The sequence below is a fragment of the Pseudomonas sp. 6D_7.1_Bac1 genome (genome assembly GCF_025465945.1).
GTDB lineage: Bacteria > Pseudomonadota > Gammaproteobacteria > Pseudomonadales > Pseudomonadaceae > Aquipseudomonas.
Genome location: NZ_JANLNW010000071.1, coordinates 12,805 through 34,870 on the forward strand (window position 1 = coordinate 12,805; position 22,066 = coordinate 34,870).

14 protein-coding genes and 1 other RNA gene are annotated in these 22,066 nt (G+C 59.7%); 11 read left to right on the top strand and 4 right to left on the bottom strand.

The window, feature by feature from the left end:
* Window positions 1-39: 39 nt before the first annotated feature.
* Both xdhB and xdhA read right to left on the bottom strand, forming a co-directional pair.
* A complete protein-coding gene (xdhB, locus tag NTD87_RS18855; protein ID WP_262115657.1) occupies window positions 40-2,439 on the bottom strand; it encodes a xanthine dehydrogenase molybdopterin binding subunit in 2,400 nt (799 codons plus the stop codon).
* Window positions 2,432-3,886, bottom strand: coding sequence for a xanthine dehydrogenase small subunit (gene xdhA, locus NTD87_RS18860; RefSeq protein WP_262115659.1), 1,455 nt, complete (start codon window positions 3,884-3,886; stop codon window positions 2,432-2,434). Before xdhA ends, xdhB begins: the two co-directional genes overlap by 8 nt.
* Before the next feature lie 266 nt (window positions 3,887-4,152).
* Between xdhA and NTD87_RS18865 the strand changes: the two genes are divergently transcribed.
* From NTD87_RS18865 to ffs, 6 genes are all read left to right on the top strand, one after another.
* Window positions 4,153-4,812 (top strand): GntR family transcriptional regulator, encoded by a 660-nt coding sequence (locus tag NTD87_RS18865; RefSeq protein WP_262115661.1) that lies wholly within the window; start codon window positions 4,153-4,155, stop codon window positions 4,810-4,812.
* 2 nt (window positions 4,813-4,814) lie between these two features.
* A complete protein-coding gene (gene smc, locus NTD87_RS18870) occupies window positions 4,815-8,303 on the top strand; it encodes a chromosome segregation protein SMC (protein WP_262115662.1) in 3,489 nt (1,162 codons plus the stop codon).
* Between the two features lie 255 nt (window positions 8,304-8,558).
* Window positions 8,559-9,410, top strand: a complete 852-nt coding sequence (gene zipA / locus NTD87_RS18875; protein WP_262115664.1) for a cell division protein ZipA — start codon at window positions 8,559-8,561, stop codon at window positions 9,408-9,410.
* A gap of 89 nt (window positions 9,411-9,499) precedes the next feature.
* On the top strand, window positions 9,500-11,857 hold the full coding sequence (gene ligA, locus NTD87_RS18880; RefSeq protein WP_262115666.1) for an NAD-dependent DNA ligase LigA: 2,358 nt from the start codon (window positions 9,500-9,502) through the stop codon (window positions 11,855-11,857).
* 180 nt (window positions 11,858-12,037) lie between these two features.
* Window positions 12,038-13,204 (top strand): putative zinc-binding metallopeptidase, encoded by a 1,167-nt coding sequence (locus NTD87_RS18885; protein ID WP_262115668.1) that lies wholly within the window; start codon window positions 12,038-12,040, stop codon window positions 13,202-13,204.
* A 277-nt stretch (window positions 13,205-13,481) separates the two neighbouring features.
* Window positions 13,482-13,578: signal recognition particle sRNA small type (ffs, locus tag NTD87_RS18890), an RNA gene on the top strand.
* Window positions 13,579-13,811: 233 nt separating this feature from the next.
* On the opposite strand, the gene NTD87_RS18895 is transcribed toward ffs, so the two are convergent.
* Window positions 13,812-14,126: a helix-turn-helix domain-containing protein gene (locus NTD87_RS18895; RefSeq protein WP_054593225.1), complete on the bottom strand. Its 315-nt coding sequence runs from the start codon at window positions 14,124-14,126 to the stop codon at window positions 13,812-13,814.
* A gap of 478 nt (window positions 14,127-14,604) precedes the next feature.
* On the opposite strand from NTD87_RS18895, the gene NTD87_RS18900 reads away from it, so the two are divergent.
* On the top strand, window positions 14,605-16,305 hold the full coding sequence (locus tag NTD87_RS18900) for a putative bifunctional diguanylate cyclase/phosphodiesterase (protein ID WP_262115672.1): 1,701 nt from the start codon (window positions 14,605-14,607) through the stop codon (window positions 16,303-16,305).
* A 3-nt stretch (window positions 16,306-16,308) separates the two neighbouring features.
* Here the strand turns inward: NTD87_RS18900 and NTD87_RS18905 are convergent, their stop codons facing one another.
* Entirely contained in the window at window positions 16,309-17,073 is a 765-nt protein-coding gene (locus tag NTD87_RS18905; RefSeq protein ID WP_262115674.1) for a substrate-binding periplasmic protein, read from the bottom strand.
* Window positions 17,074-17,218: 145 nt separating this feature from the next.
* Between NTD87_RS18905 and dnaX the strand changes: the two genes are divergently transcribed.
* The 4 genes from dnaX to NTD87_RS18925 all read left to right on the top strand — a co-directional run bounded on the left by dnaX (window position 17,219) and on the right by NTD87_RS18925 (window position 21,977).
* Window positions 17,219-19,321, top strand: coding sequence for a DNA polymerase III subunit gamma/tau (gene dnaX, locus NTD87_RS18910; RefSeq protein WP_262115676.1), 2,103 nt, complete (start codon window positions 17,219-17,221; stop codon window positions 19,319-19,321).
* A gap of 67 nt (window positions 19,322-19,388) precedes the next feature.
* Entirely contained in the window at window positions 19,389-19,727 is a 339-nt protein-coding gene (locus NTD87_RS18915) for a YbaB/EbfC family nucleoid-associated protein (RefSeq protein WP_008028561.1), read from the top strand.
* A gap of 310 nt (window positions 19,728-20,037) precedes the next feature.
* The gene (recR, locus tag NTD87_RS18920; RefSeq protein WP_262115678.1) at window positions 20,038-20,640 is read left to right on the top strand and encodes a recombination mediator RecR; all 603 of its coding nucleotides are present in this window, start codon (window positions 20,038-20,040) and stop codon (window positions 20,638-20,640) included.
* Window positions 20,641-20,828: 188 nt separating this feature from the next.
* Window positions 20,829-21,977, top strand: coding sequence for an acyl-CoA dehydrogenase family protein (locus NTD87_RS18925; RefSeq protein ID WP_262115679.1), 1,149 nt, complete (start codon window positions 20,829-20,831; stop codon window positions 21,975-21,977).
* The last annotated feature ends 89 nt before the right edge of the window (window positions 21,978-22,066 follow it).

Below are 22,066 nucleotides of genomic sequence, written 5' to 3' on the forward strand. Positions count from 1 at the left end.
TGTGGGAGCGAGCCTGCTCGCGATTGGCCGCGCCTCGGTCTAAAGCGAAGCCATCTCGGTCTCGGCTTCCACGGCTTTCACCGCCTTCAGCTGGCGCATCTGCTCGCAGCCCCACAACACCCGCTCCGGTGTAGCCGGTGCGTCGATTTTTGGCTGATGCTTGTAATCGCCCAGGCTTGCCACCGCATCCTTGATCGCGCACCAGGCGGCGATGCCGAGCATGAACGGCGGTTCGCCCACGGCCTTGGAATGGAACACCGTGTCTTCCGGGTTCTTGCGGTTTTCCACCAGCTTGACCCGCAGGTCCAGCGGCATGTCGGCGACCGCCGGGATCTTGTAGCTGGCCGGGCCGTTGGTCATCAGTTTGCCCTTGTTATTCCAGACAAGCTCTTCCATGGTCAGCCAGCCCATGCCCTGGATAAAGCCGCCCTCGACCTGGCCGATATCGATGGCCGGGTTCAGCGAGTCGCCGACGTCATGCAGGATGTCGGTACGGAGCATTTTGTATTCGCCGGTCAGGGTGTCGACGATGACCTCGGCGCAGGCTGCGCCAAAAGCGAAGTAGTAGAATGGCCGACCGCGTGCCTGGCTGCGGTCATAGAAGATTTTCGGAGTCTTGTAGAACCCGGTGCTCGACAGCGACACCTGTGCGAAATATGCCTGCTGGATCAACTCCTCGAACGTCAGAATGTGATCGCGAACCCGCACATGGCCGTTGTGGAACTCCACGTCCTCTTCGCTGACCTTGTACTGCCGGGCGGCAAATTCCACCAAGCGTTGCTTGATGATTTCGGCGGCGTTTTGCGCGGCCTTACCGTTCAGGTCGGCACCGCTGGACGCGGCCGTTGGCGAAGTGTTCGGCACCTTGTCGGTGTTGGTGGCGGTGATCTGAACACGGTCGATTTCAACCTGGAACACTTCGGCCACGACTTGCGCGACTTTGACGTTCAAGCCCTGGCCCATCTCGGTGCCGCCGTGGTTCAGGTGGATGCTGCCGTCGGTGTAGATGTGAATCAAGGCACCTGCCTGGTTGAGGAAGGTGGCGGTAAAGGAAATGCCGAATTTTACCGGGGTCAGCGCCAGGCCTTTTTTCAGGACCGGGCTGTGGGCGTTGTAGCGACGGATCGCTTCGCGGCGCTCGGCGTACTGGCTGCTTTCTTCCAGTTCGGCGGTCATCTCCTCGAGCATGTTGTGCTCGACGGTCTGGTAGTAGTGGGTGACGTTGCGCTCGGTCTTGCCGTAGTAGTTGGCCTTGCGCACGGCCAGCGGGTCCAGGCCTAAATGACGGGCAATCGCGTCCATCACTTCTTCGATGGCGACCATCCCTTGCGGACCACCGAAACCACGGTAAGCGGTGTTCGACGCGGTGTTGGTCTTGCAGCGGTGACCGTTGATGGTCGCATCGCCCAGGTAGTACGAGTTGTCCGAGTGGAACATCGCCCGGTCGACGATGGACGCCGACAGGTCCGGTGAACAACCGCAGTTACCGGCCAGCTCCAGCTGGATGCCGTGCAGGCGTCCGGTGTCGTCGAAGCCCACATCGTATTCAATGTAGAACGGGTGACGTTTGCCGGTCATCAGCATGTCTTCGACCCGTGGCAGACGCATTTTGGTCGGTTGGCCGGTCAGGTGCGCGATCACCGCGCAGAGGCAGGCCGGGCTGGCGGCCTGGGTTTCCTTGCCACCGAAACCGCCGCCCATGCGGCGCATGTCGACGACGATTTTGTTCATCGACACGTCGAGCACTTCCGCCACCAGTTTCTGCACTTCGGTGGGGTTCTGGGTCGAGCAGTAGACGATCATGCCGCCGTCTTCAGTCGGCATGACCGAAGAGATCTGGGTTTCCAGATAAAAGTGTTCCTGGCCGCCGATGTGCAGCGTGCCCTGGATGCGGTGCTCTGCGGTAGAGAGCGCAGTCGCAGAATCACCGCGCTTGTGGGTGTGGCTATCCAGCACGAAGTGGCGTTTGCGCAGGGCTTCGACCACGTCGAGCACTGGCTCCAGATCTTCGTATTCGATGATCGCCGCCATCGCCGCTTTGCGTGCGGTTTCCAGGTCTTTGGCAGCGACCGCCAGCACCACTTGACCGACGAATTGCACGTCATCAATGGCCAGCAGCGGATCACCGGGCATCAGCGGGCCGATGTCTTTCAGCCCTGGCACGTCTTCGTGGGTAATGGCAATGCGCACGCCTTCGAATGCGTAGCAAGGTTTGGTGTCAATGCTGATGATTTTTGCGTGGGCGCGATCCGAGAGTCGCGCGTAAACGTGCAGCTGATTCGGGAATTCCAGCCGATCATCGATGTACTGCGCTTCACCTGACACATGCTTGTCGGCGCTGTCGTGCTTGACGCTGCGACCGACACCGGTGGTCAGGTCCTTGGCAAACAGCTCGGCCAGTTCGGCTTGGGTCTTTTCGACTTTGTGATGGTTAGACATAAGCGGTCACCCGAGTCTCGATGTGCGGTGTTTGCAGTTCGATGAAGTATTTACGCAGCAGGTTTTGCGCGCTGAGCAGGCGGTATTCCTTGCTCGCACGGAAGTCCGAGAGCGGCGTGAAATCTTCGGCCAAGGCAGCGCAAGCGCGTTCGAGCGTTGCGTTGTTCCACTGTGCGCCGAGCAGCGCAGCTTCACAGCTTTTTGCGCGTTTCGGAGTAGCGGCCATGCCGCCAAAGGCAACCCGGGCATCAGCGACTATGCCGTTTTCAATGCGCAGATTGAACGCTGCGCAGACCGCGGAAATGTCATCGTCCAGACGCTTGGAAACCTTGTAGGCACGGAACAGTTGTTCGGCACTGGCGCGTGGCACGATGATCTTCTCGATGAACTCGCTTTCCTGGCGCGCGGTCACCCGGTAATCGATGAAATAGTCTTCCAGCGCCAAGGTGCGACGGGTTTCGCCTTTGCACAAAACGATCTGTGCGCCGAGTGCGATCAACAGCGGTGGCGAGTCACCAATCGGCGAGGCGTTGCCGATGTTGCCGCCGAGGGTGCCCTGGTTGCGGATTTGCAGCGAGGCGAAGCGTTGCAGCAGTTCACCGAAGTCCGGGTACTCGGCCTTGAGCGCCTCATAACAGTCGGAGAGGGCGGTGGCGGCACCGATTTCCAGGCGATCGTCAAAGCGTTCGACGCGCTTCATTTCCTCGACGTTGCCAACGTAGATCATCACCGGCAGCGTGCGATGGAATTGGGTCACTTCCAGTGCCAGGTCGGTGCCGCCGGCCAACAGGCGGGCTTGCGGATAGGCGTCGTAGAGATCGGCCAGGTCGGCGACGGTCAGCGGCACCAGGCAGCGTTTGTCGCCGCTGTTCAGTTCACCGGTTTCGGTTGGCGCGATGGCCTTCAGGCGAGCGATGGTATCGGCTTCGCGAGAATCGAACTGATCGGTCTGCTTGCCGCAGCAAACTTGTTCGGCGGCGGCGAGGATCGGCCGGTAGCCGGTGCAGCGGCAAAGGTTGCCGGCGAGGGCTTCGTGGGCTTTATGGGCGTCGGGGTGATCGCTGTTTTTCTGCAGGGCGAACAGCGACATGACAAAGCCAGGGGTGCAAAAGCCGCACTGCGAACCGTGGCACTCGACCATGGCTTTTTGCACGCTGTGCAACTGGCCCTGATGCTTGAGGTCTTCGACGCTGATCAGCTGTTTACCGTGCAGCGACGAAACAAACGTCAGGCACGAGTTGAGGCTGCGATAGCGAATGTGTTCGCGGCCGTCGTCATCGGTCTGCAATTCACCGACCACCACCGTGCACGCGCCACAGTCACCGCTGGCGCAACCTTCTTTGGTGCCGGGTTTGCCCAAATGTTCGCGCAGATAGTTCAGCACGGTCAGGTTCGGGTCCAGGGCGTGCTCGCTACGGAGTTCCTGGTTAAGTAAAAACTGGATCACGGAAGGCCTCGCAGACTCATTATTGTTGTTAACCGCTTTGAGCCGAATTTATCAGGTCTGACCTTTCGGTCAATGATTTTCTGACTTAAAGGTCAGGAAATTGGCTTTTACCGATCAACAACCGTTCCTTTCATTATTGACCCTCTCGGGATACCTCGCTTTTTGCTTAATTCGTGCCAAATTCCGCTGGCTGGGCCCTGCGCCATTACGTATCAATTGCGCTACACTGCGCCGCTTGTGCAGATCGAAGATTTTGAAGGAAAACCATGACGTTCAAGGCGCCGGACAGCCTCGCCGAGCAAATTGCTCACCACCTCGCCGAACGCATCATTCGCGGCGACCTCAAGCCGGGAGAGCGCATTCAGGAACAGAAGGTCACGCTGGCCCTCAATGTCAGCCGCGGCTCGGTTCGTGAAGCGTTGCTGATCCTCGAGCGCAGGCACCTGATCGCCATCCTGCCGCGTCGTGGCGCCCATGTGACCGAACTCACCGCGCACAAGGTGCAGAGCCTGTGCACACTAATGAGCGAGCTGTACATCCTGCTTGGCAATTCGGTGGCCAACGACTGGCAAGTCCAGGCCGACATGGCGCCGTTCCTGCAAATCCAGCAGCGCCTGAGTGCCAGTTACGAGCGTCAGGACATCCGCGCCTTTGTTGAAGACAGCTTCAATGTGATGCGGGCGGCGTACCCTTTCGCCAATAACCCGTACTTGCAGGAAACCGTCGAGAACCTGCAGCCGGCCATGAGCCGCGCGTATTTTCTTGCCCTGGAACAGCGCAAAGCCGAGATGAGCGAGTTCCTCGAACTGTTCGAGCGCTTGCTCGCGGCCGTGCTGGCCCGTGATCTGCCGCAGATTCGCGTCGTGCTCTCAGCCTATGCCCGACGCAGTTGCGATCTGGTGCTGTCCGCCTTGCCGGCTGCCTAAGCGTGCGGCTCAAGTGCATCAAACTGGCGGGGTTCAAATCCTTCGTCGACCCGACCACGGTGAACTTCCCCAGTAACATGGCGGCGGTGGTCGGGCCCAATGGTTGCGGCAAGTCGAACATCATCGACGCCGTACGCTGGGTGATGGGCGAGAGCTCGGCAAAAAACTTGCGCGGCGAGTCTATGACCGACGTCATCTTCAACGGTTCCACCAGCCGTAAACCGGTGAGCCAGGCGAGCATCGAGCTGGTGTTCGATAACTCCGATGGCACGCTGATCGGCGAGTTCGCGGCTTACGCGGAAATTTCCATTCGCCGCAAAGTCACCCGCGACAGCCAGAACACCTATTTCCTCAACGGCACCAAATGCCGTCGTCGAGACATTACCGATATCTTCCTCGGCACCGGCCTGGGTCCGCGCAGCTACTCGATCATCGAGCAGGGGATGATCTCCAAGCTGATCGAAGCCAAGCCGGAAGACCTGCGTAACTTCATCGAAGAAGCGGCGGGGATCTCCAAATACAAGGAGCGCCGTCGCGAGACCGAAAACCGCATTCGTCGCACCCACGAAAACCTTGCGCGCCTGACCGACCTGCGTGATGAGCTGGAACGGCAGCTCGAGCGCTTGCACCGTCAGGCCCAGGCGGCCGAGAAGTATCAGGAATACAAAGCCGAAGAGCGTCAGCTCAAGGCTCAGCTGTCGGCGTTGCGCTGGCAGGCATTGAACGAACAGGTCGGCCAGCGCGAGGCGATCATCGGCAACCAGGAGATCAGTTTCGAAGCCCTGGTCGCTGAACAGCGCAACGCGGATGCCAGCATCGAACGGCTGCGCGACGGTCATCACGACCTCTCGGAACGCTTCAATCTGGTGCAGGGGCGATTCTATTCGGTCGGCGGTGACATCGCCCGGGTCGAGCAGAGCATCCAGCACGGTCAACAGCGTTTGCGCCAGTTGCAGGACGACCTCAAGGAAGCCGAACGTTCACGGCTGGAAACCGAATCGCACCTGGGGCACGACCGCACCTTGCTGGCGACCCTCGGCGAGGAACTGGACATGCTCACGCCCGAGCAGGAAGTCACCAGCGCCGCGGCTGAAGAAGCCGCCGCCGCGCTGGAAGAATCCGAAACCACCATGCACGGCTGGCAGGAGCAGTGGGACAGTTTCAACCTGCGCTCGGCCGAGCCACGGCGTCAGGCCGAAGTCCAACAGTCGCGAATTCAGCAGCTGGAAACCAGCATGGAGCGTCTGGCCGAACGTCAACGTCGCTTGGCTGAGGAGCGCGACCTGCTGTCGGCTGATCCGGAAGACGCGGCGATTCTCGACCTCAGCGAGCAACTCGCCGCCAGCGAGGCAACGCTCGAAGATTTGCAGGCCAGCGAGGAAGCGCAGGTCGAGCGGCTTGAGCAGTTGCGTCAAGAGCTGCAACTGGCCCTGCAAAACCAGCAGCAGGCGCAGGGCGACTTGCAACGACTCAACGGGCGTCTTGCCTCTCTGGAGGCCTTGCAGCAAGCGGCGCTCGATCCGGGTACCGGCACCGCCGAGTGGTTGCGCGAACAACATTTGGCTGAGCGTCCACGTTTGGCCGAAGGCTTGAAGGTTGACGCGGGTTGGGAGCTGGCGGTGGAAACCGTGCTCGGTGCCGACCTGCAAGCGGTGCTGGTCGACGACTTCGCGGGCTTCGATCTATCCGGGTTTGCCCAAGGCGATCTGCGCTTGCTCAGCCCGGCCAGCGACGGTGTGCGGATTCCCGGCAGCCTGCTCGACAAGGTTGAGGCGCAGATCGATCTGTCGCCATGGCTGGGGCAGGTCAAGCCGGTGGAGAGCCTCGAACAAGCTCTGTCGCTGCGTGGTCAGTTGTCGGTCGGCGAAAGCTTGATCAGCCGTGACGGCTACTGGGTTGGTCGGCACTTTTTGCGGGTGCGCCGCGCCAGTGAGGCCGAGAGCGGCATGTTGGCACGCGGGCAGGAAATCCAGCGTCTGGGGTTTGAGCGTGAAGAACGCGAAGCGACCGTGGAAACTCTGGAAACCCAACTGCAAAACCTGCGCGCCCAGCAACGTCAGCAAGAGAACGGCCGCGAACACCTGCGTCGTTTGCTGCAAGACGAAGCGCGTCAGCAGGGCGAATTGAAAGCTCAGTTGTCCGCCGGTAAAGCCAAGGCCGAGCAGCTGACATTGCGTCGCACGCGGCTCGATGAAGAGCTCGGCGAGTTGAGTGAGCAGCGCGCGCTGGAACATGAGCAGGTGGGCGAGTCGCGCCTGCAATTGCAGGAAGCCCTCGACAGCATGGCGATTGACACCGAGCAGCGCGAGTTGCTGCTAGCTCAGCGCGACAGTTTGCGTGAGCGCCTTGACCGCGTGCGCCAGGAAGCCCGCCAGCATAAAGACCACGCCCACCAGTTGGCGGTGCGTCTGGGCTCGCTCAAGGCACAACACGATTCAACCCGTCAGGCGCTGGAACGGCTGGAGTTACAGTCCGAACGCCTGACTGAAAAGCGCGAACAACTCAGCCTCAACCTGGAAGAAGGTGAAGCGCCGCTGGAAGAATTGCGGCTCAAGCTTGAAGAGCTACTCGACAAACGCATGAGCGTCGACGAAGAGCTGAGGACCGCGCAGATCGCTCTGGAAGATGCCGACCGCGAATTGCGTGACGCCGAGAAGCGCCGCAGTCAGGCCGAGCAGCAATCGCAGCTGATCCGTGGTCAACTCGAACATCAGCGTATGGAATGGCAGGCCCTGACCGTGCGCCGTAAAACCTTGCAGGATCAATTGCTTGAAGACGGCTATGACCTGCACGGCGTGCTCGCCACGCTGGTGGCAGGGGCCAACGAGAAGGAAGCCGAAGAAGAACTCGAACGCATTGCCGCGCGAATTCAGCGACTGGGTGCGATCAACCTCGCGGCTATCGACGAGTATCAGCAGCAGTCCGAGCGCAAGCGTTATCTGGATGCTCAGGACGCCGATCTGGTGGAAGCGCTCGACACCCTGGAAAACGTCATTCGCAAGATCGACAAGGAAACCCGTAATCGCTTCAAAGATACCTTTGATCAGATCAATGGTGGATTACAGGCTCTATTTCCAAAAGTTTTCGGTGGTGGCAGCGCTTATTTGGAACTGACGGGCGAAGATCTACTCGATACAGGGGTAACGATCATGGCGCGTCCGCCCGGGAAGAAGAACAGCACCATCCATTTGCTGTCAGGCGGTGAAAAAGCGTTGACCGCATTGGCACTGGTATTTGCGATCTTCAAGCTGAATCCGGCACCGTTTTGTATGCTCGACGAAGTTGACGCACCGCTGGATGACGCTAACGTTGGACGCTATGCCCGATTGGTGAAAGAGATGTCGCAAACGGTGCAGTTCATCTATATCACCCACAACAAGATCGCCATGGAAATGGCCGACCAATTGATGGGGGTTACGATGCACGAGCCCGGTTGTTCACGTCTGGTAGCCGTGGATGTCGAGGAGGCGATGGCGATGGTGGACGTCTGAGTCATGCGCGGAGGCCATGTGTTTGCGCGAAACGGGTGTTTTTATCCACGCAGATTGCTGGCCAATCGACATAATGGCTGAAGCCAGTGTGACTGACGGTGTAAAGTTATCTTTGGTCGTGCTAGTTTAATGTCAATTTTTCGTATGCGTGGGCAAAACGCCATTCAGAACATAGAGTTGGCGCCACGTTTTAAAGCGGTTTGCAGCTTGTAAACCCCTTATTTTTCAGCATTTTTTATAGAGGCACGGGATTACATGGAAATCGGTCTGCGCGAGTGGCTGATCGTCATCGGCATTATTGTCATTGCCGGTATTCTTTTTGATGGCTGGCGGCGCATGCGCGGCGGCAAGGGCAAGCTGAAGTTTCGCCTGGACCGCAGCCTGTCGAACCTGCCGGACGAGGACAGCGGCGCCGAGCTGCTGGGCCCGCCGCGCGTGCTGGACACCCATAAAGAACCGCAACTGGACGAGCATGACTTGCCGTCGGTGAGCATGCCTGCCCGTGAGCCGCGTGAATCCGGCTCCAAGCGCGGCAAGCGTGGCAGCGAGCCATCCCAGGGCGATCTGAATTTGAACCTGGACCTGGACGGCGGCCCGAGCTTCAGCAGCCGTGACGATGACTTCCCGAACGAAACCAAATCGTCGAGCGCGGTGGCGGATAAAGAACAGCCGAAGGCGGAAGAAGTCCTGGTCATCAGCGTGATCTGCCGTGACCCGGGTGGTTTCAAAGGTCCGGCCCTGTTGCAGAACATTCTGGAAAGCGGCCTGCGCTTTGGCGAGATGGATATCTTCCATCGTCATGAAAGCATGGCCGGCAACGGCGAAGTGCTGTTCTCCATGGCCAACGCGGTCAAGCCTGGCGTGTTCGATCTGGACGATATCGATCTGTTCAGCACCCCGGCCGTGAGCTTCTTCCTCGGCTTGCCTGGCCCGCGTCACCCGAAACAAGCCTTCGACGTGATGGTCGCTGCCGCTCGCAAACTGTCTCAAGAGCTCAATGGTGAGCTGAAAGACGATCAGCGCAGCGTACTGACCGCTCAAACCATCGAGCACTACCGTCAGCGTATCGTCGAGTTCGAGCGTCGTGCCCTGACCCAGAAGCGCTGATTCAAGGTTGCTCCCGCGCCCGGCGCGGGACAATCAGCAAAAATAGATTGAGCAGCCTCGGCTGCTCTTTTGCTTTATGAGAGAACACCATGACCGCCGCCGAAAACCGCATTCTAGAGCTGCGCGCTGAGCTGGATCAGCACAACTACCGTTATCACGTCCTCGACGAGCCGAGCATTCCGGATGTCGAATACGATCGGCTGTTCCATGAGCTCAAGGCGTTGGAAGCGGCAAACCCTGAGTTGATCACCAGCGACTCGCCGACTCAGCGGGTGGGCAGTGCGGCGCTTTCGGCGTTCACTCAAGTGCGGCATGAAGTGCCGATGTTGAGTCTGGGCAACGCCTTCGAAGAAAACGACATGCGCGAGTTCGATCGCCGGGTCACTGAAGGTCTGGATGTGCCGGCCGGCGATTTGTTCGGCGGTGGCGCCGAGGTTGAATACAGCTGCGAGCCGAAGCTCGACGGTCTGGCAGTCAGTTTGCTGTATCAGGATGGCATGCTGGTGCGCGGCGCTACGCGTGGTGACGGCACCACCGGTGAAGACATCAGCGTCAACGTGCGCACCGTGCGCAACATTCCGCTCAAGCTGCACGGCAGCGGCTGGCCAGAGACCCTGGAAGTGCGCGGTGAAGTGTATATGTCCAAGGCCGGTTTCGAACGCCTTAACGCCACGCAACTGGAGGTCGGCGGCAAGACCTTCGCCAACCCGCGCAATGCCGCGGCGGGCAGCTTGCGCCAGCTGGATTCGAAGATCACGGCCAGTCGTCCGCTGGAGTTCTGTTGCTACGGCCTGGGTCAGGTGTCGGCCGAGATTGCCGACACCCATATCGGTAATTTGCAGCAACTCAAACAGTGGGGCATGCCGGTCAGTCGCGAGCTGAAACTGGCCAAGGGCATCGATGAGTGCCTGGATTACTACCGCGACATCGGCGAGCGCCGTAACGCACTGCCTTATGAAATCGACGGTGTGGTGTTCAAGGTCAATAGCATCGCTTCGCAGCGTGAGCTGGGCTTCCGCGCTCGTGAACCGCGCTGGGCGATTGCCCACAAATTCCCGGCGATGGAAGAGCTCACCGAATTGCTCGACGTGGAATTCCAGGTCGGTCGGACCGGTGCAGTCACCCCGGTTGCACGTTTGAAACCGGTGAAAGTGGCCGGCGTGACCGTGTCCAATGCGACGTTGCACAACATGGACGAAGTGGCGCGTCTGGGCTTGATGATCGGCGATACAGTGATCATCCGCCGCGCCGGTGACGTGATCCCGCAAGTGGTGCAAGTGGTCACCGAGCGTCGTCCGGAAAACGCCCGTCCCGTGCAGATCCCTGAGTGCTGCCCGGTCTGCGGTTCCCATGTCGAGCGCACGCAGTTGGTCAAACGCAGCAAGGGGCGCGAGACTGTCAGCGAAGGCGCGGTGTATCGCTGTGTTGGGCGTCTGGCCTGTGGTGCGCAGCTCAAACAGGCAATCATCCATTTCGTTTCGCGCCGGGCCATGGACATCGAAGGGCTGGGCGAGAAGAGCGTCGAGCAGTTGGTGGACGAAGGGCTGGTCAGTTCGCCGGCGGATCTGTACGCCTTGAGCTTCGAGCAAATCGTCGACCTTGAAGGATTTGCCGAGCTGTCGAGCAAGAACCTGCTTGGCGCCATTGCCGACAGCAAGAAACCGGGGTTGGCGCGTTTCATCTACGCCCTTGGTATTCCGGATGTCGGCGAAGAGACGGCCAAGGTCCTGGCGCGCTCGCTGGCGTCGCTTGAGCGGGTTCAGCAGGCGTTGCCGCAAGTGCTGACGTACTTGCCGGACGTCGGGCTGGAAGTGGCCTACGAAATTCACAGTTTCTTTACGGATGCGCATAACCGGAAGGTGATCGAAGAGTTGCTCAAGCACGGTCTGGAGATTCAGGACCAGGGCGAACTGGGTGCCGAATTCGCCGCCAGTACCACGCTGGGCGGGATGATCGACAAACTCAACATTCCCTCGGTCGGGCCGGGTGGGGCGCAGAAGCTGGCCGACAAGTTCGGTTCGCTGGAAGCGATCATCAGCGCCGACTGGCTGGACATGCGTCAGGCGTTGCCTGAGAAGCAGGCCAACGCTGTTCGGGAGTTTTTCACCAACGAAGCGAATCGTCAGCTGGCGCTGGACGCCGAAAAGCAACTGCGCGACTTCGGTATGCACTGGCAAAGCGAGAAAAAAATCGTCGAAGGCTTACCGCTGGCAGGTCAGACCTGGGTGCTCACCGGCGCCCTTGAGTTGATGAGCCGCGACGTCGCCAAGGACAAGCTCGAAAGCCTCGGCGCCAAGGTCGCGGGTTCGGTGTCGGCCAAGACCTACTGCGTGGTCGCAGGACCTGGTGCCGGCTCCAAATTGGTCAAAGCCAATGAGCTGGGCTTGAAGGTACTGGACGAAGAGGCGTTCGTGGCGTTTTTGGCCGGGCACGGCATTTCGGTCTGATACCTGACCTGTGGCGAGGGAGCTTGCTCCCGCTGGAGCGCGAAGCGGTCCCCTCGTTATTTTGCGCCTGCTGCGCAAGCGAGCGGGAGCAAGCTCCCTCGCCACAAGGGCGTGTCGAAACAGTGAGCGATCATGGCGCGAGAATGATCTAGTCTTGGCAGGCCTCAGGGAGAGATCGCCATGTACCGTTTTTTCGAGCAGCTCAGCTCACGTATCGCCGCGCCATTCGTTGGCGAAAGCTCGCGTAACAGTAAGGTCTGGCACTGCCGTTGCGGGCAGTCACTGTTCTTTCGCAACAGTCAGTGCCTGGCCTGCTCGGCAGCCTTGGGTTACCAGCCTGAGCAGAGTCGTCTGTCATCGCTCGCGCCGGGGGGCGAAGCCGATACCTGGCTGCTCGACGCGGAGCCCGAGGCAGGGCTGTTTCGCCGTTGCGCCAATCTCGATACGCCGGCGGCCTGTAACTGGCTGCTTCCGGCTTATGGTTGGGGCGTGCACTGCATTGCCTGCAGTCTGAATCGGACCATCCCCGACCTGTCGATCCTCGAAAACCATGACCATTGGCGCAAGGTGGAAATCGCCAAGCGGCGGCTGGTCGCGCAACTGGTCGGTCTGGGCTTGCAGGTGATCCCCAAGTCAATCGACGAAGAGTGTGGTCTGGCGTTTGATTTCGTCGGTGTCGACCTTGAGGGTAAGCCACCAACCACGGGTCATGCCAATGGCCTCATTACCCTTGATATCAAAGAGGCCGACGATGCTCACCGCGAGCGCGTCCGCGTGCAGATGCGCGAGCCGTATCGCACCTTGCTCGGGCATTTTCGCCATGAAGTCGGGCATTACTACTGGGATCGCCTGATCGCCAACGACCCTTGGCTGGAAGCGTTTCGCGGACTGTTTGGCGACGAGCGCGCCAGTTACGCCGAGGCGCTGGAGCGGCATTACCAGCAGGGCGCTCCACTGGGCTGGCAGCAAAGCCATGTCAGCGCTTACGCCACCATGCACCCGTGGGAAGACTGGGCGGAAACCTGGGCGCACTACCTGCACATGATGGATGCAGTGGACACAGCGTTGGGGTTTGGCATGAGTGCCCGGGAGATGGATTTCGACTACCAGCCATTCCCGCCGAGCACCCTCTACGATCCGCAGCATCCCGATGGAGCGTCGTTTCTGTCATTTGTCAACGCCTGGATCGAACTGGCCGGCATGCTCAACGAGCTGTCGCGCAGCATGGGTCAACCGGATTTCTATCCCTTCGTCCTGCCGTCGGCGGTGATCGCCAAGCTGCATTTCATTCACCTGGTGATTCAGCTGGAAGGTGGCAGGGCGGACGAGGTTTTACGCACCCAGTAAGGTGGATCTCGTAGCAGCTGGCGAAGCCTGCGTTCGGCTGCGCAGCAGTCGTAAAGTCAGACAACGCGGTTTTTCAGATAAACCGTGTGCAACGGATTCGCGACTGCTGCGCAGCCGAACGCAGCCTCCGGCAGCTGCTACCGGTTGCGATCTTTCCGGGTCTGCGCATGTCCTTGACCTGACTCATATTTTTTAATCCGCGCCAACGGTTGTAACTTCGTCTCAGATAGGTACAATGGCGCGGCTCGCCGTCAGGTGAGCGTCGTTATGGTGACCCCATCGGTCCCCCCGCAACGATTACCCGTGAACCTGGTCAGATCCGGAAGGAAGCAGCCACAGCGGGAACATTGTGTGCCGGGGTGTGGCTGGTGGGGTTGCCTCCATAACGCCAAACCTTCATTCGCAAGGTTTGTATTTTCTCCAGAAATCCAGATTCTTAAGCCATTGATCATTTCCGATCGATGTTTTACTGCGCCTGAAGAAAACACCGCCATTGCGAGCGCGCAAGCCTGTCGGCGCCGATGTCCGTCAGGACTCAGCGCAAATGAAAAGAGCAGGCATGTGTATCAGTCCGATACGCATGCCTGCTCTTTTTTTGTTTCTGGCTCTAAGGCTTGGACAAGGCCTGGTCTACCGCCGCGATCAGCTTTCCCAGATCCTTCGGGGTGGCTTTGTGTATGACACCGAACAAATACGCTCGCTGTTCGTCTTCGTCGCCAAGATCGGCGAAAAACGCTTTGAGCTTCACTCCCAGCACATCGGCAAGCATGAACAGGGCTTCCACGCTGGGGGTATAGGTGCCGGTTTCGAAGCGGCTGATGGTTTTGGGGTCAAAACCGGTTTTTTCACCGAGTTCAGCCTGAGTAAGCCCCGCCACCTTGCGATAGCGTCTTATGGCTGGACCCAAACTTGAAATTTGCATCGCTCAATTCCCATTTAGAATCAAGAACTTAACGATAGATTTTTGCATTAGACAACTGCATGATCCATCACCTTGCTTTGCAAAATGTGATGTATTTCGTAGAATCCCTGTTCTGTACGGGCATTTGGTGACCTGGCTTCAGAAGTCCAGGCAATGTGATACAGCCAGCATTGCGTTACCTCGCAGGGTGTGCAGCAACGCCGCTGCCGACGTGAAATGCCTGTGCAATATTACCAGAGTCGGTGTTTTTGACGTGCCTGTACCCTAGTTGATCTTCGTCTGTTCGGGGGCCATCAAATGCTGTCCATGGAGTTTTAACGTGCATCTGAATTTGCCGGCCCGCTCGTTTACAAGGATGTTGCCCCGACAGCATCACGCGCTGCGATCCCCTGCGCAGTGCCACACCTTTCAAAACATCTCTTCCGGGCGTTGTGCGCTGGTCGAGCGGTACAACCGCTAGCCACAGTGAGCCAGACTCATGGATGAGAAGTATCGCAGGGCCGTAGACGCAGCCGCCATTTTCTCCGAGACGGACCTGGCGGGGCGCATTACTTACGTCAACGATCTGTTTTGCGCGGTGTCGGGCTATAGCCGCGAGGAGTTGCTGGGTGCCAACCACCGCATCCTCAATTCCGGCCTGCATCCTGACGAGTTCTTCGCGACGATGTGGCGCACCATTGCCTTGGGCAAGGTCTGGAAGGGCGAAATCTGCAACCGGGCCAAGGACGGTAGCCTGTACTGGGTCGATAGCACCATGGTGCCGGTACTGGATGAATCGACCGGCCGGGTCCGCCGGTATCTGTCGATTCGCTTCGACATCAGCGAAAAACGTCAGTTATTGCACTCTCTGCAATGGCGGGTCGGCCACGATGTGTTGACCGGTCTGCCCAATCGGGCGTTTCTCTCCGATTTGCTCGATCAGGCCCTGGACTATTCCCGCGTCGAGAACGTGCCGTTGGCGGTGTGCATGCTCGACCTCGACGGCTTCAAGGCGGTCAATGATGGCTATGGTCACGCCAGCGGCGACTTGTTGTTGGTGGAAGTGGCCAAGCGTCTGCGCACCATCGTTCGCGGCGAGGACGTGGTGGCGCGACTGGCCGGGGATGAATTCGTGCTGATCTTGCGTTACGTGCGCGATATGCCGGAATTGCGCGCGGCGCTGTATCGAGTGCTGGGGGCGATCTCTGCGCCGTATTCGATTCTGGGCAAGGACATCAATGTGTTTGCCAGCATCGGTGTCACCCTGTTCCCGGTCGACAGCGAAGACGCGGAAACCCTGCTGCGCCACGCCGATCAGGCGATGTACGTGGCCAAGCAGAGCGGGCGTAACCGTTTTCACCTGTTTGATGTGCTGCACGACCAGGAGGTCAAGGCGACTCATCAGACGGTCGCGCGGGTTCGTCAGGCATTGCTCAACGATGAGCTACGCCTGCATTTTCAGCCCAAGGTCAATATGCGTTGCGGTGCGGTGGTTGGCTTTGAAGCGCTGCTGCGCTGGGAGCACCCACAGAACGGTTTAGTGCCGCCCAGGGAGTTTCTGCCGTTGGTGGAGGAGACTGATCTGATCGTCGATATCGGCGAGTGGGTGATGGAGCAGGTTCTGGCGCAGTTGTCCCAATGGCAAAAGGACGGTCAACGCTGGCCGGTCAGTATCAATATCGCGGCACGGCATTTTCAGCGGGCGGATTTTTTTGACCGGCTCAAGCATGTGCTCGAACGCCATGCCTGGGTCGCTCCCCAGTTGCTCGACCTGGAGATTGTCGAGTCGGTGGCGATCGAAAATATTCAGCACGTCAGCACTTGCCTGCAAGCGTGTCAGGCGCTGGGCGTGAGGTTCTCTCTGGGGGATTTTGGCACGGGCTATTCGTCGCTGAGTTACCTCAAGCGCCTGCACACGCAGACCATCAAGATCGATAAGTCATTTGTGCGCGACATACTGCATGATCGCGACGATCTGGCGTTGACCACTGCAGTGATCGGTCTTGCTCGGGCCTTTGGGCGAGAAGTGATCGCCGAGGGCCTGGAAAGCGTCGAGCATGGCGAGCTGCTGTTACGCCTGGGCTGCGAGGTGGCGCAGGGCTATTTCATTGCGCGGCCGATGCCGGCCAGTGAAGTGCCGGGTTGGGTCGAGGCCTTCGTCGCGCCGACTCAGTGGCAGGCGCTGGATCAGGTGGTCTGAGGGTTACTGCGAGGGTGTGGCCTGGGCCGGTTCGGTCGTTCCGGTGTAGAGCCGGATGATATCGTCGATTTCCCCGGACATTTTCATCTTGAGCAGCGTCCGCAGAATCAGCTGGACCGGCAGTTTTGGGTCGTTACGCATATAACAACCGACGTTTTGCTCCTGCAAGACGGCGACGCCCTGCAATTGCCGGTCGGGCATCAGTTTCTGATTGAACCAGTCCAGGGCCCATTGATTGCTGACGGCGTAGTGATAACGACCGGCCAGCAGCTTTTGCAGCACTTGTTCCTGGTTGCGCGCGTCGTCGCGCTTGAGTTGGCCACTGTCGAAGAGCGGTTGCAGGGTCGGGTAGCTGTAACCAAGCACAGCGCCGATCGGCTGCACGGGAAGGTTGGCGGGAACGACCGAGGCAGGTGCGCTTTTCGTGGCGATCAGCAGGTCGCGCTGAAACCACAGCGGAACGCTCCAGATGTAGTCATCCGGCAGGTTCGGCAGCCAGGATTGCGCCGCATAGCAGCGGATGTCGATTTCCCCGCGCTCCATTGAGCCTTGCACGCGTGCGCGGGCCAGTACGTGGAATTCGGCCGGCAGTCCCACCTGCGTGGCCAGGCTGAGCATTACATCGTACAAAATACCTTGGGTCGGCTGGCCGTGCTCGATTTGCACCATGGGCATGGCCCAGCTGTCCGTTATCGCAAAGCGTAAAGGTGCAGGCGCGGCAATAGCGCTGACGCTGATCAACAGCAAAGCTCCCAAGGCTGAACGCATAAACTCTCCAGCAAAAAACCGGCAGGAACCGATTAAAACGCCTCCGAAGAGCAGCTTAGCCAGATTAGCCGAGCGCACCGGATGCAATTTTGCCCTTGCTCCGCTAGCATTACCCGCTTCCGCTTCCCAGTTGCGACGGTTTTCGATGAGTTATCAGGTTCTTGCACGTAAATGGCGTCCGCGCTCGTTCCGCGAAATGGTCGGCCAGACCCATGTGCTCAAGGCTCTGATCAATGCCTTGGACAGCCAGCGGCTGCACCACGCCTATCTTTTTACCGGCACCCGCGGTGTGGGCAAGACCACCATCGCGCGGATCATAGCCAAATGCCTGAACTGTGAAACAGGTATCACGTCGACACCGTGTGGCGAGTGCTCGGTGTGCCGCGAAATCGATGAAGGGCGCTTTGTCGACCTGATCGAGATCGACGCCGCGAGCCGGACCAAGGTCGAGGACACCCGTGAGCTGCTCGATAACGTGCAGTACGCGCCGAGCCGTGGGCGCTTCAAGGTCTACCTGATCGACGAAGTGCACATGCTCTCCAGCCATTCCTTCAATGCGCTGTTGAAAACCCTCGAAGAGCCGCCGCCCTACGTCAAGTTCATCCTGGCGACCACTGACCCGCAGAAACTTCCTGCAACGATTTTGTCGCGGTGCCTGCAGTTCTCGCTGAAAAACATGACGCCGGAGCGTGTGGTCGAGCATTTGACCCATGTGCTCGGTGTCGAGAATGTGCCGTTCGAAGACGACGCCCTGTGGCTGTTGGGTCGGGCCGCCGACGGTTCGATGCGTGATGCCATGAGCCTTACCGACCAGGCCATTGCCTTCGGTGAAGGCAAGGTCATGGCGGCCGACGTGCGGGCGATGCTGGGCACGCTCGATCATGGGCAGGTCTACGACGTCCTGCACGCGCTGCTTGATGGCGATGCCAAGGCGTTGCTGGAAGCAGTGCGGCATCTGGCCGAGCAGGGGCCGGACTGGAATGGCGTGCTGTCGGAGATTCTTAACGTACTGCACCGGGTCGCGATTGCCCAGGCTTTGCCTGAAGGCGTCGATAACGGTCATGGCGACCGCGACCGGGTACTGGCGCTGGCCCAGGCCTTGCCGGCCGAAGATGTGCAGTTCTATTACCAGATGGGCCTGATTGGTCGCCGCGATTTACCGCTGGCGCCAGATCCGCGCGGTGGTTTCGAAATGGTCTTGCTGCGAATGCTGGCGTTCCGACCGGCAGACACCGCGGACGCACCGAGGCAGCCGCTAAAGCCAGTGGGGATCAGCCAGGCCACGGTTGATTCTGCAAACTCAGTGGCTGGCGCACCGCGCATTGCGCCGGTAGTCGCTCCTGCTCCAGTTCTTGCGCCTGTTGTTGCGGCGCCGGTTCAGCCGGTTGCCGAAGTGCTTGCGCCGGCCCCTGCGCCTGTCGTCCCGGTCGCTGAACCTGAACCGGTGGTCGAGGCGGTGGTTGCACCGGCGGCCATCGTCGAAGAGGTCATCGACCTGCCCTGGAACGACCCGGTTGAGCTGGAGGTGGTGCAGCAGCCGGCCATCGAGCCAGTGCTGGAGACGACCTCTGAGCAGCCTGACCTGACGCCCATGCCGACGCCGACTCCGGACAGCGTTGTACCCGATGCCCCTTCATTAACCGCCGCGCCGATTCCCGAGCCGTCGGTGGCTGAGGTCGACGCTGCAACGCCGGGCATGGACCTGGATGACGAGCCGCCGCTGGACGAGGACTACATCGAGCCGGACATGGATTCGGCCTATAGTTACCTTGATGAGCTGGCCAGTGAACACACCGCAGAACCTGCGCCTGAACCCGAACCTGAACCGGCCGCGATGCCGGCCACAGGGCTAGCATTGCAATGGCTGGAACTGTTCCCGAAATTGCCGATTTCCGGCATGACCGGCAGCATCGCCGCCAACTGCACGCTGATCGCGGTCGATGGCGACCACTGGCTGCTGCACCTCGACCCGGCCCACAGCGCGCTGTTCAACGCCACTCAACAACGCCGGTTGAACGATGCGCTGAACCAGTATCACCAGCGCACCCTGACAATAAGCATCGAGCTGATCAAGCCCGAGCAGGAAACCCCGGCCCAGGCGGCTTCACGTCGACGTGTCGACCGTCAGCGCGAGGCCGAGGATTCGATTCACGGCGATCCGTTCATCCAGCAAATGATGCAACAGTTCGGTGCGGTGATCCGTAACGATACTATTGAACCTGTCGAGGCTCTGGTCACCCAGGGCTAATAACTGAAAGTGTTTGGCCCGCTGGGCCGGGCGCTGTTTTGATCCAAGTACTTTTGAGGTGATTCCAATGATGAAAGGTGGCATGGCCGGCCTGATGAAGCAGGCACAGCAGATGCAGGAAAAAATGGCCAAGATGCAGGAAGAACTGGCCAACGCCGAAGTCACCGGTAAAGCCGGTGGCGATATGGTCACCGTGGTGATGACCGGTCGTCACGACGTCAAGCGCGTGACCATCGATCCAAGCCTGGTGGAAGGCCTGAGCGAAGACGACAAGGAGATGCTGGAGGCCGTGTTCGCCGCCGCCGTCAACGACGCCGTGCGCAAGATCGAAGCCAACAGCCAGGACAAAATGTCCGGCATGACCGCAGGCATGCAACTGCCGCCGGGCATGAAACTGCCATTCTGATTCGCGAAAACCCATCGGAAGGACTACAAAAATGCCAGGCACCTAGCCTGGCATTTTTGTATCCGGCTGGCAGAGTTCGTGTCTGTGGCGAGGGGGCTTGCCCCCGTTCGAGCGCGAAGCGGTCGCAATCCAGACAATGCTGCGCCCCTGAAAGAACACGATTGCCTGAATTACGACTGCTTCGCAGCCGAACGGGGGCAAGCTCCCTCGCCACAGTGAAAGCACAAACATCGCCGCGGATGAGCATTTGACGTCGGCCTTCAGGCGCGGGTATAAACCGCGTCTCGTTGTTTTGTCGGACCTTTCCCCCATGAGCTTCAGCCCTTTGATTCGCCAACTGATCGACGCCTTGCGCACCTTGCCCGGTGTCGGTCAGAAAACCGCCCAGCGCATGGCGTTGCAACTGCTAGAGCGTGATCGCAGCGGTGGCTCGCGGCTGGCGCTGGCCTTGAGCCAGGCCATGGAAGGGGTCGGCCATTGCCGACTGTGCCGCACACTGACCGAAGACGATCTGTGCCCGCAATGTGCCGACACTCGCCGCGACGACACCTTGCTGTGCGTGGTCGAAGGGCCGATGGACGTCTATGCGGTGGAGCAGACCGGGTATCGCGGTCGCTACTTCGTGCTCAAGGGGCATTTATCGCCGCTCGACGGTCTGGGTCCGGAAGCCATCGGCATTCCGCAACTGCTGGCGCGGATCGAAGAGGCGGGTACGTTCACTGAAGTCATCCTGGCCACCAACCCGACGGTTGAAGGTGAAGCTACCGCTCACTACATCGCCCAGTTGCTCAGCAACAAAGGCCTGATCGCCTCGCGTATCGCTCACGGCGTGCCGTTGGGTGGCGAACTGGAGTTGGTAGATGGCGGCACCCTGGCCCATTCGTTTGCCGGGCGTAAGCCGATCGCGTTGTAGCGCCTGAGCTGACGCCATCGCGAGCAGGCTCGCTCCCACAGTTAACCGAGTTGTCCTGGCGAGTGCGGTCCAATGTGGGAGCGAGCCTGCTCGCGATGCAGGCGCCTCGGTGCAACGTGTTCATTCAAAACTCTTGAAAACCAAGCAAGCGCTAGGTAAGTTCGCTGAACCTTCAGTGGAGCTCGCCGATGCCTGCCTTTCAGGAATACTTCGACCCTGGCCATCAGTTGGTCCGCGACAGCGTGCGACGTTTCGTCGAGCGCGAGATTCTTCCGGACATTGATCTGTGGGAGGAGGCCGAGGGCTTTCCTCGTGAGCTCTACCTCAAGGCCGGGGCTGCGGGGATTCTCGGTATTGGTTATCCCGAAGCGCTGGGCGGCAGTCATGAGGGGGACCTGTTCGCCAAGATCGCGGCGAGTGAAGAGCTGATGCGCTGTGGTTCCGGCGGGCTGGTGGCGGGATTGGGTTCGCTGGATATCGGTCTGCCACCGATCCTCAAATGGGCCCGGCCCGAGGTGCGCGACCGGGTGGTGCCACAGGTCCTTTCGGGCGAAAAGATCAGCGCCTTGGCGGTCACCGAACCCAGCGGCGGCTCAGACGTAGCCAACCTGCAAACCCGCGCCGTGCGTGACGGCGCCGACTACCGGGTCAGCGGCAGCAAAACCTTTATCACCAGTGGCGTTCGTGCGGATTTCTATACCGTTGCGGTGCGCACCGGTGAGCCGGGTTTTGGCGGTATCAGCCTGCTGCTGATCGAGAAGGGCACGCCGGGATTCACCGTCGGTCGTCAACTGAAGAAAATGGGCTGGTGGGCGTCGGACACCGCCGAGCTGTTTTTCGATGATTGCCGCGTACCGGCGGGCAACTTGATTGGCACCGAGAACATGGGATTTGCCTGCATCATGGGCAACTTTCAAAGCGAGCGCCTGGCGTTGGCGCTGATGGCCAACATGACTGCACAACTGGCACTGGAAGAAAGCCTGAAATGGGCTCGGCAGCGCGAAGCGTTCGGCAAGCCGATTGGCAAATTTCAGGTGCTCAAGCATCGCTTGGCGGAAATGGCCACGGCGCTGGAAGTTTCTCGAGAGTTCACTTATCGACAAGCCGCGAAAATGGCTGCGGGGCAGAGCGTGATCAAGGAAATTTCCATGGCCAAGAATTTTGCCACCGACACGGCTGATCGCATTACCACCGACGCGGTGCAGATCCTCGGTGGGCTGGGTTATATGCGTGAAAGCCTGGTAGAGCGGCTGTACCGCGACAACCGGATCCTGTCCATTGGCGGCGGCACACGTGAAGTGATGAATGAAATCATCAGCAAGCAGATGGGGCTTTGAAGCAGGCGGTGTTGCGGCTGACGTCATCGCGAGCAAGCTCGCTCCCACAGTTGACCGCGTCCTCAAGGTAGATACGGTTCAGTGTGGGA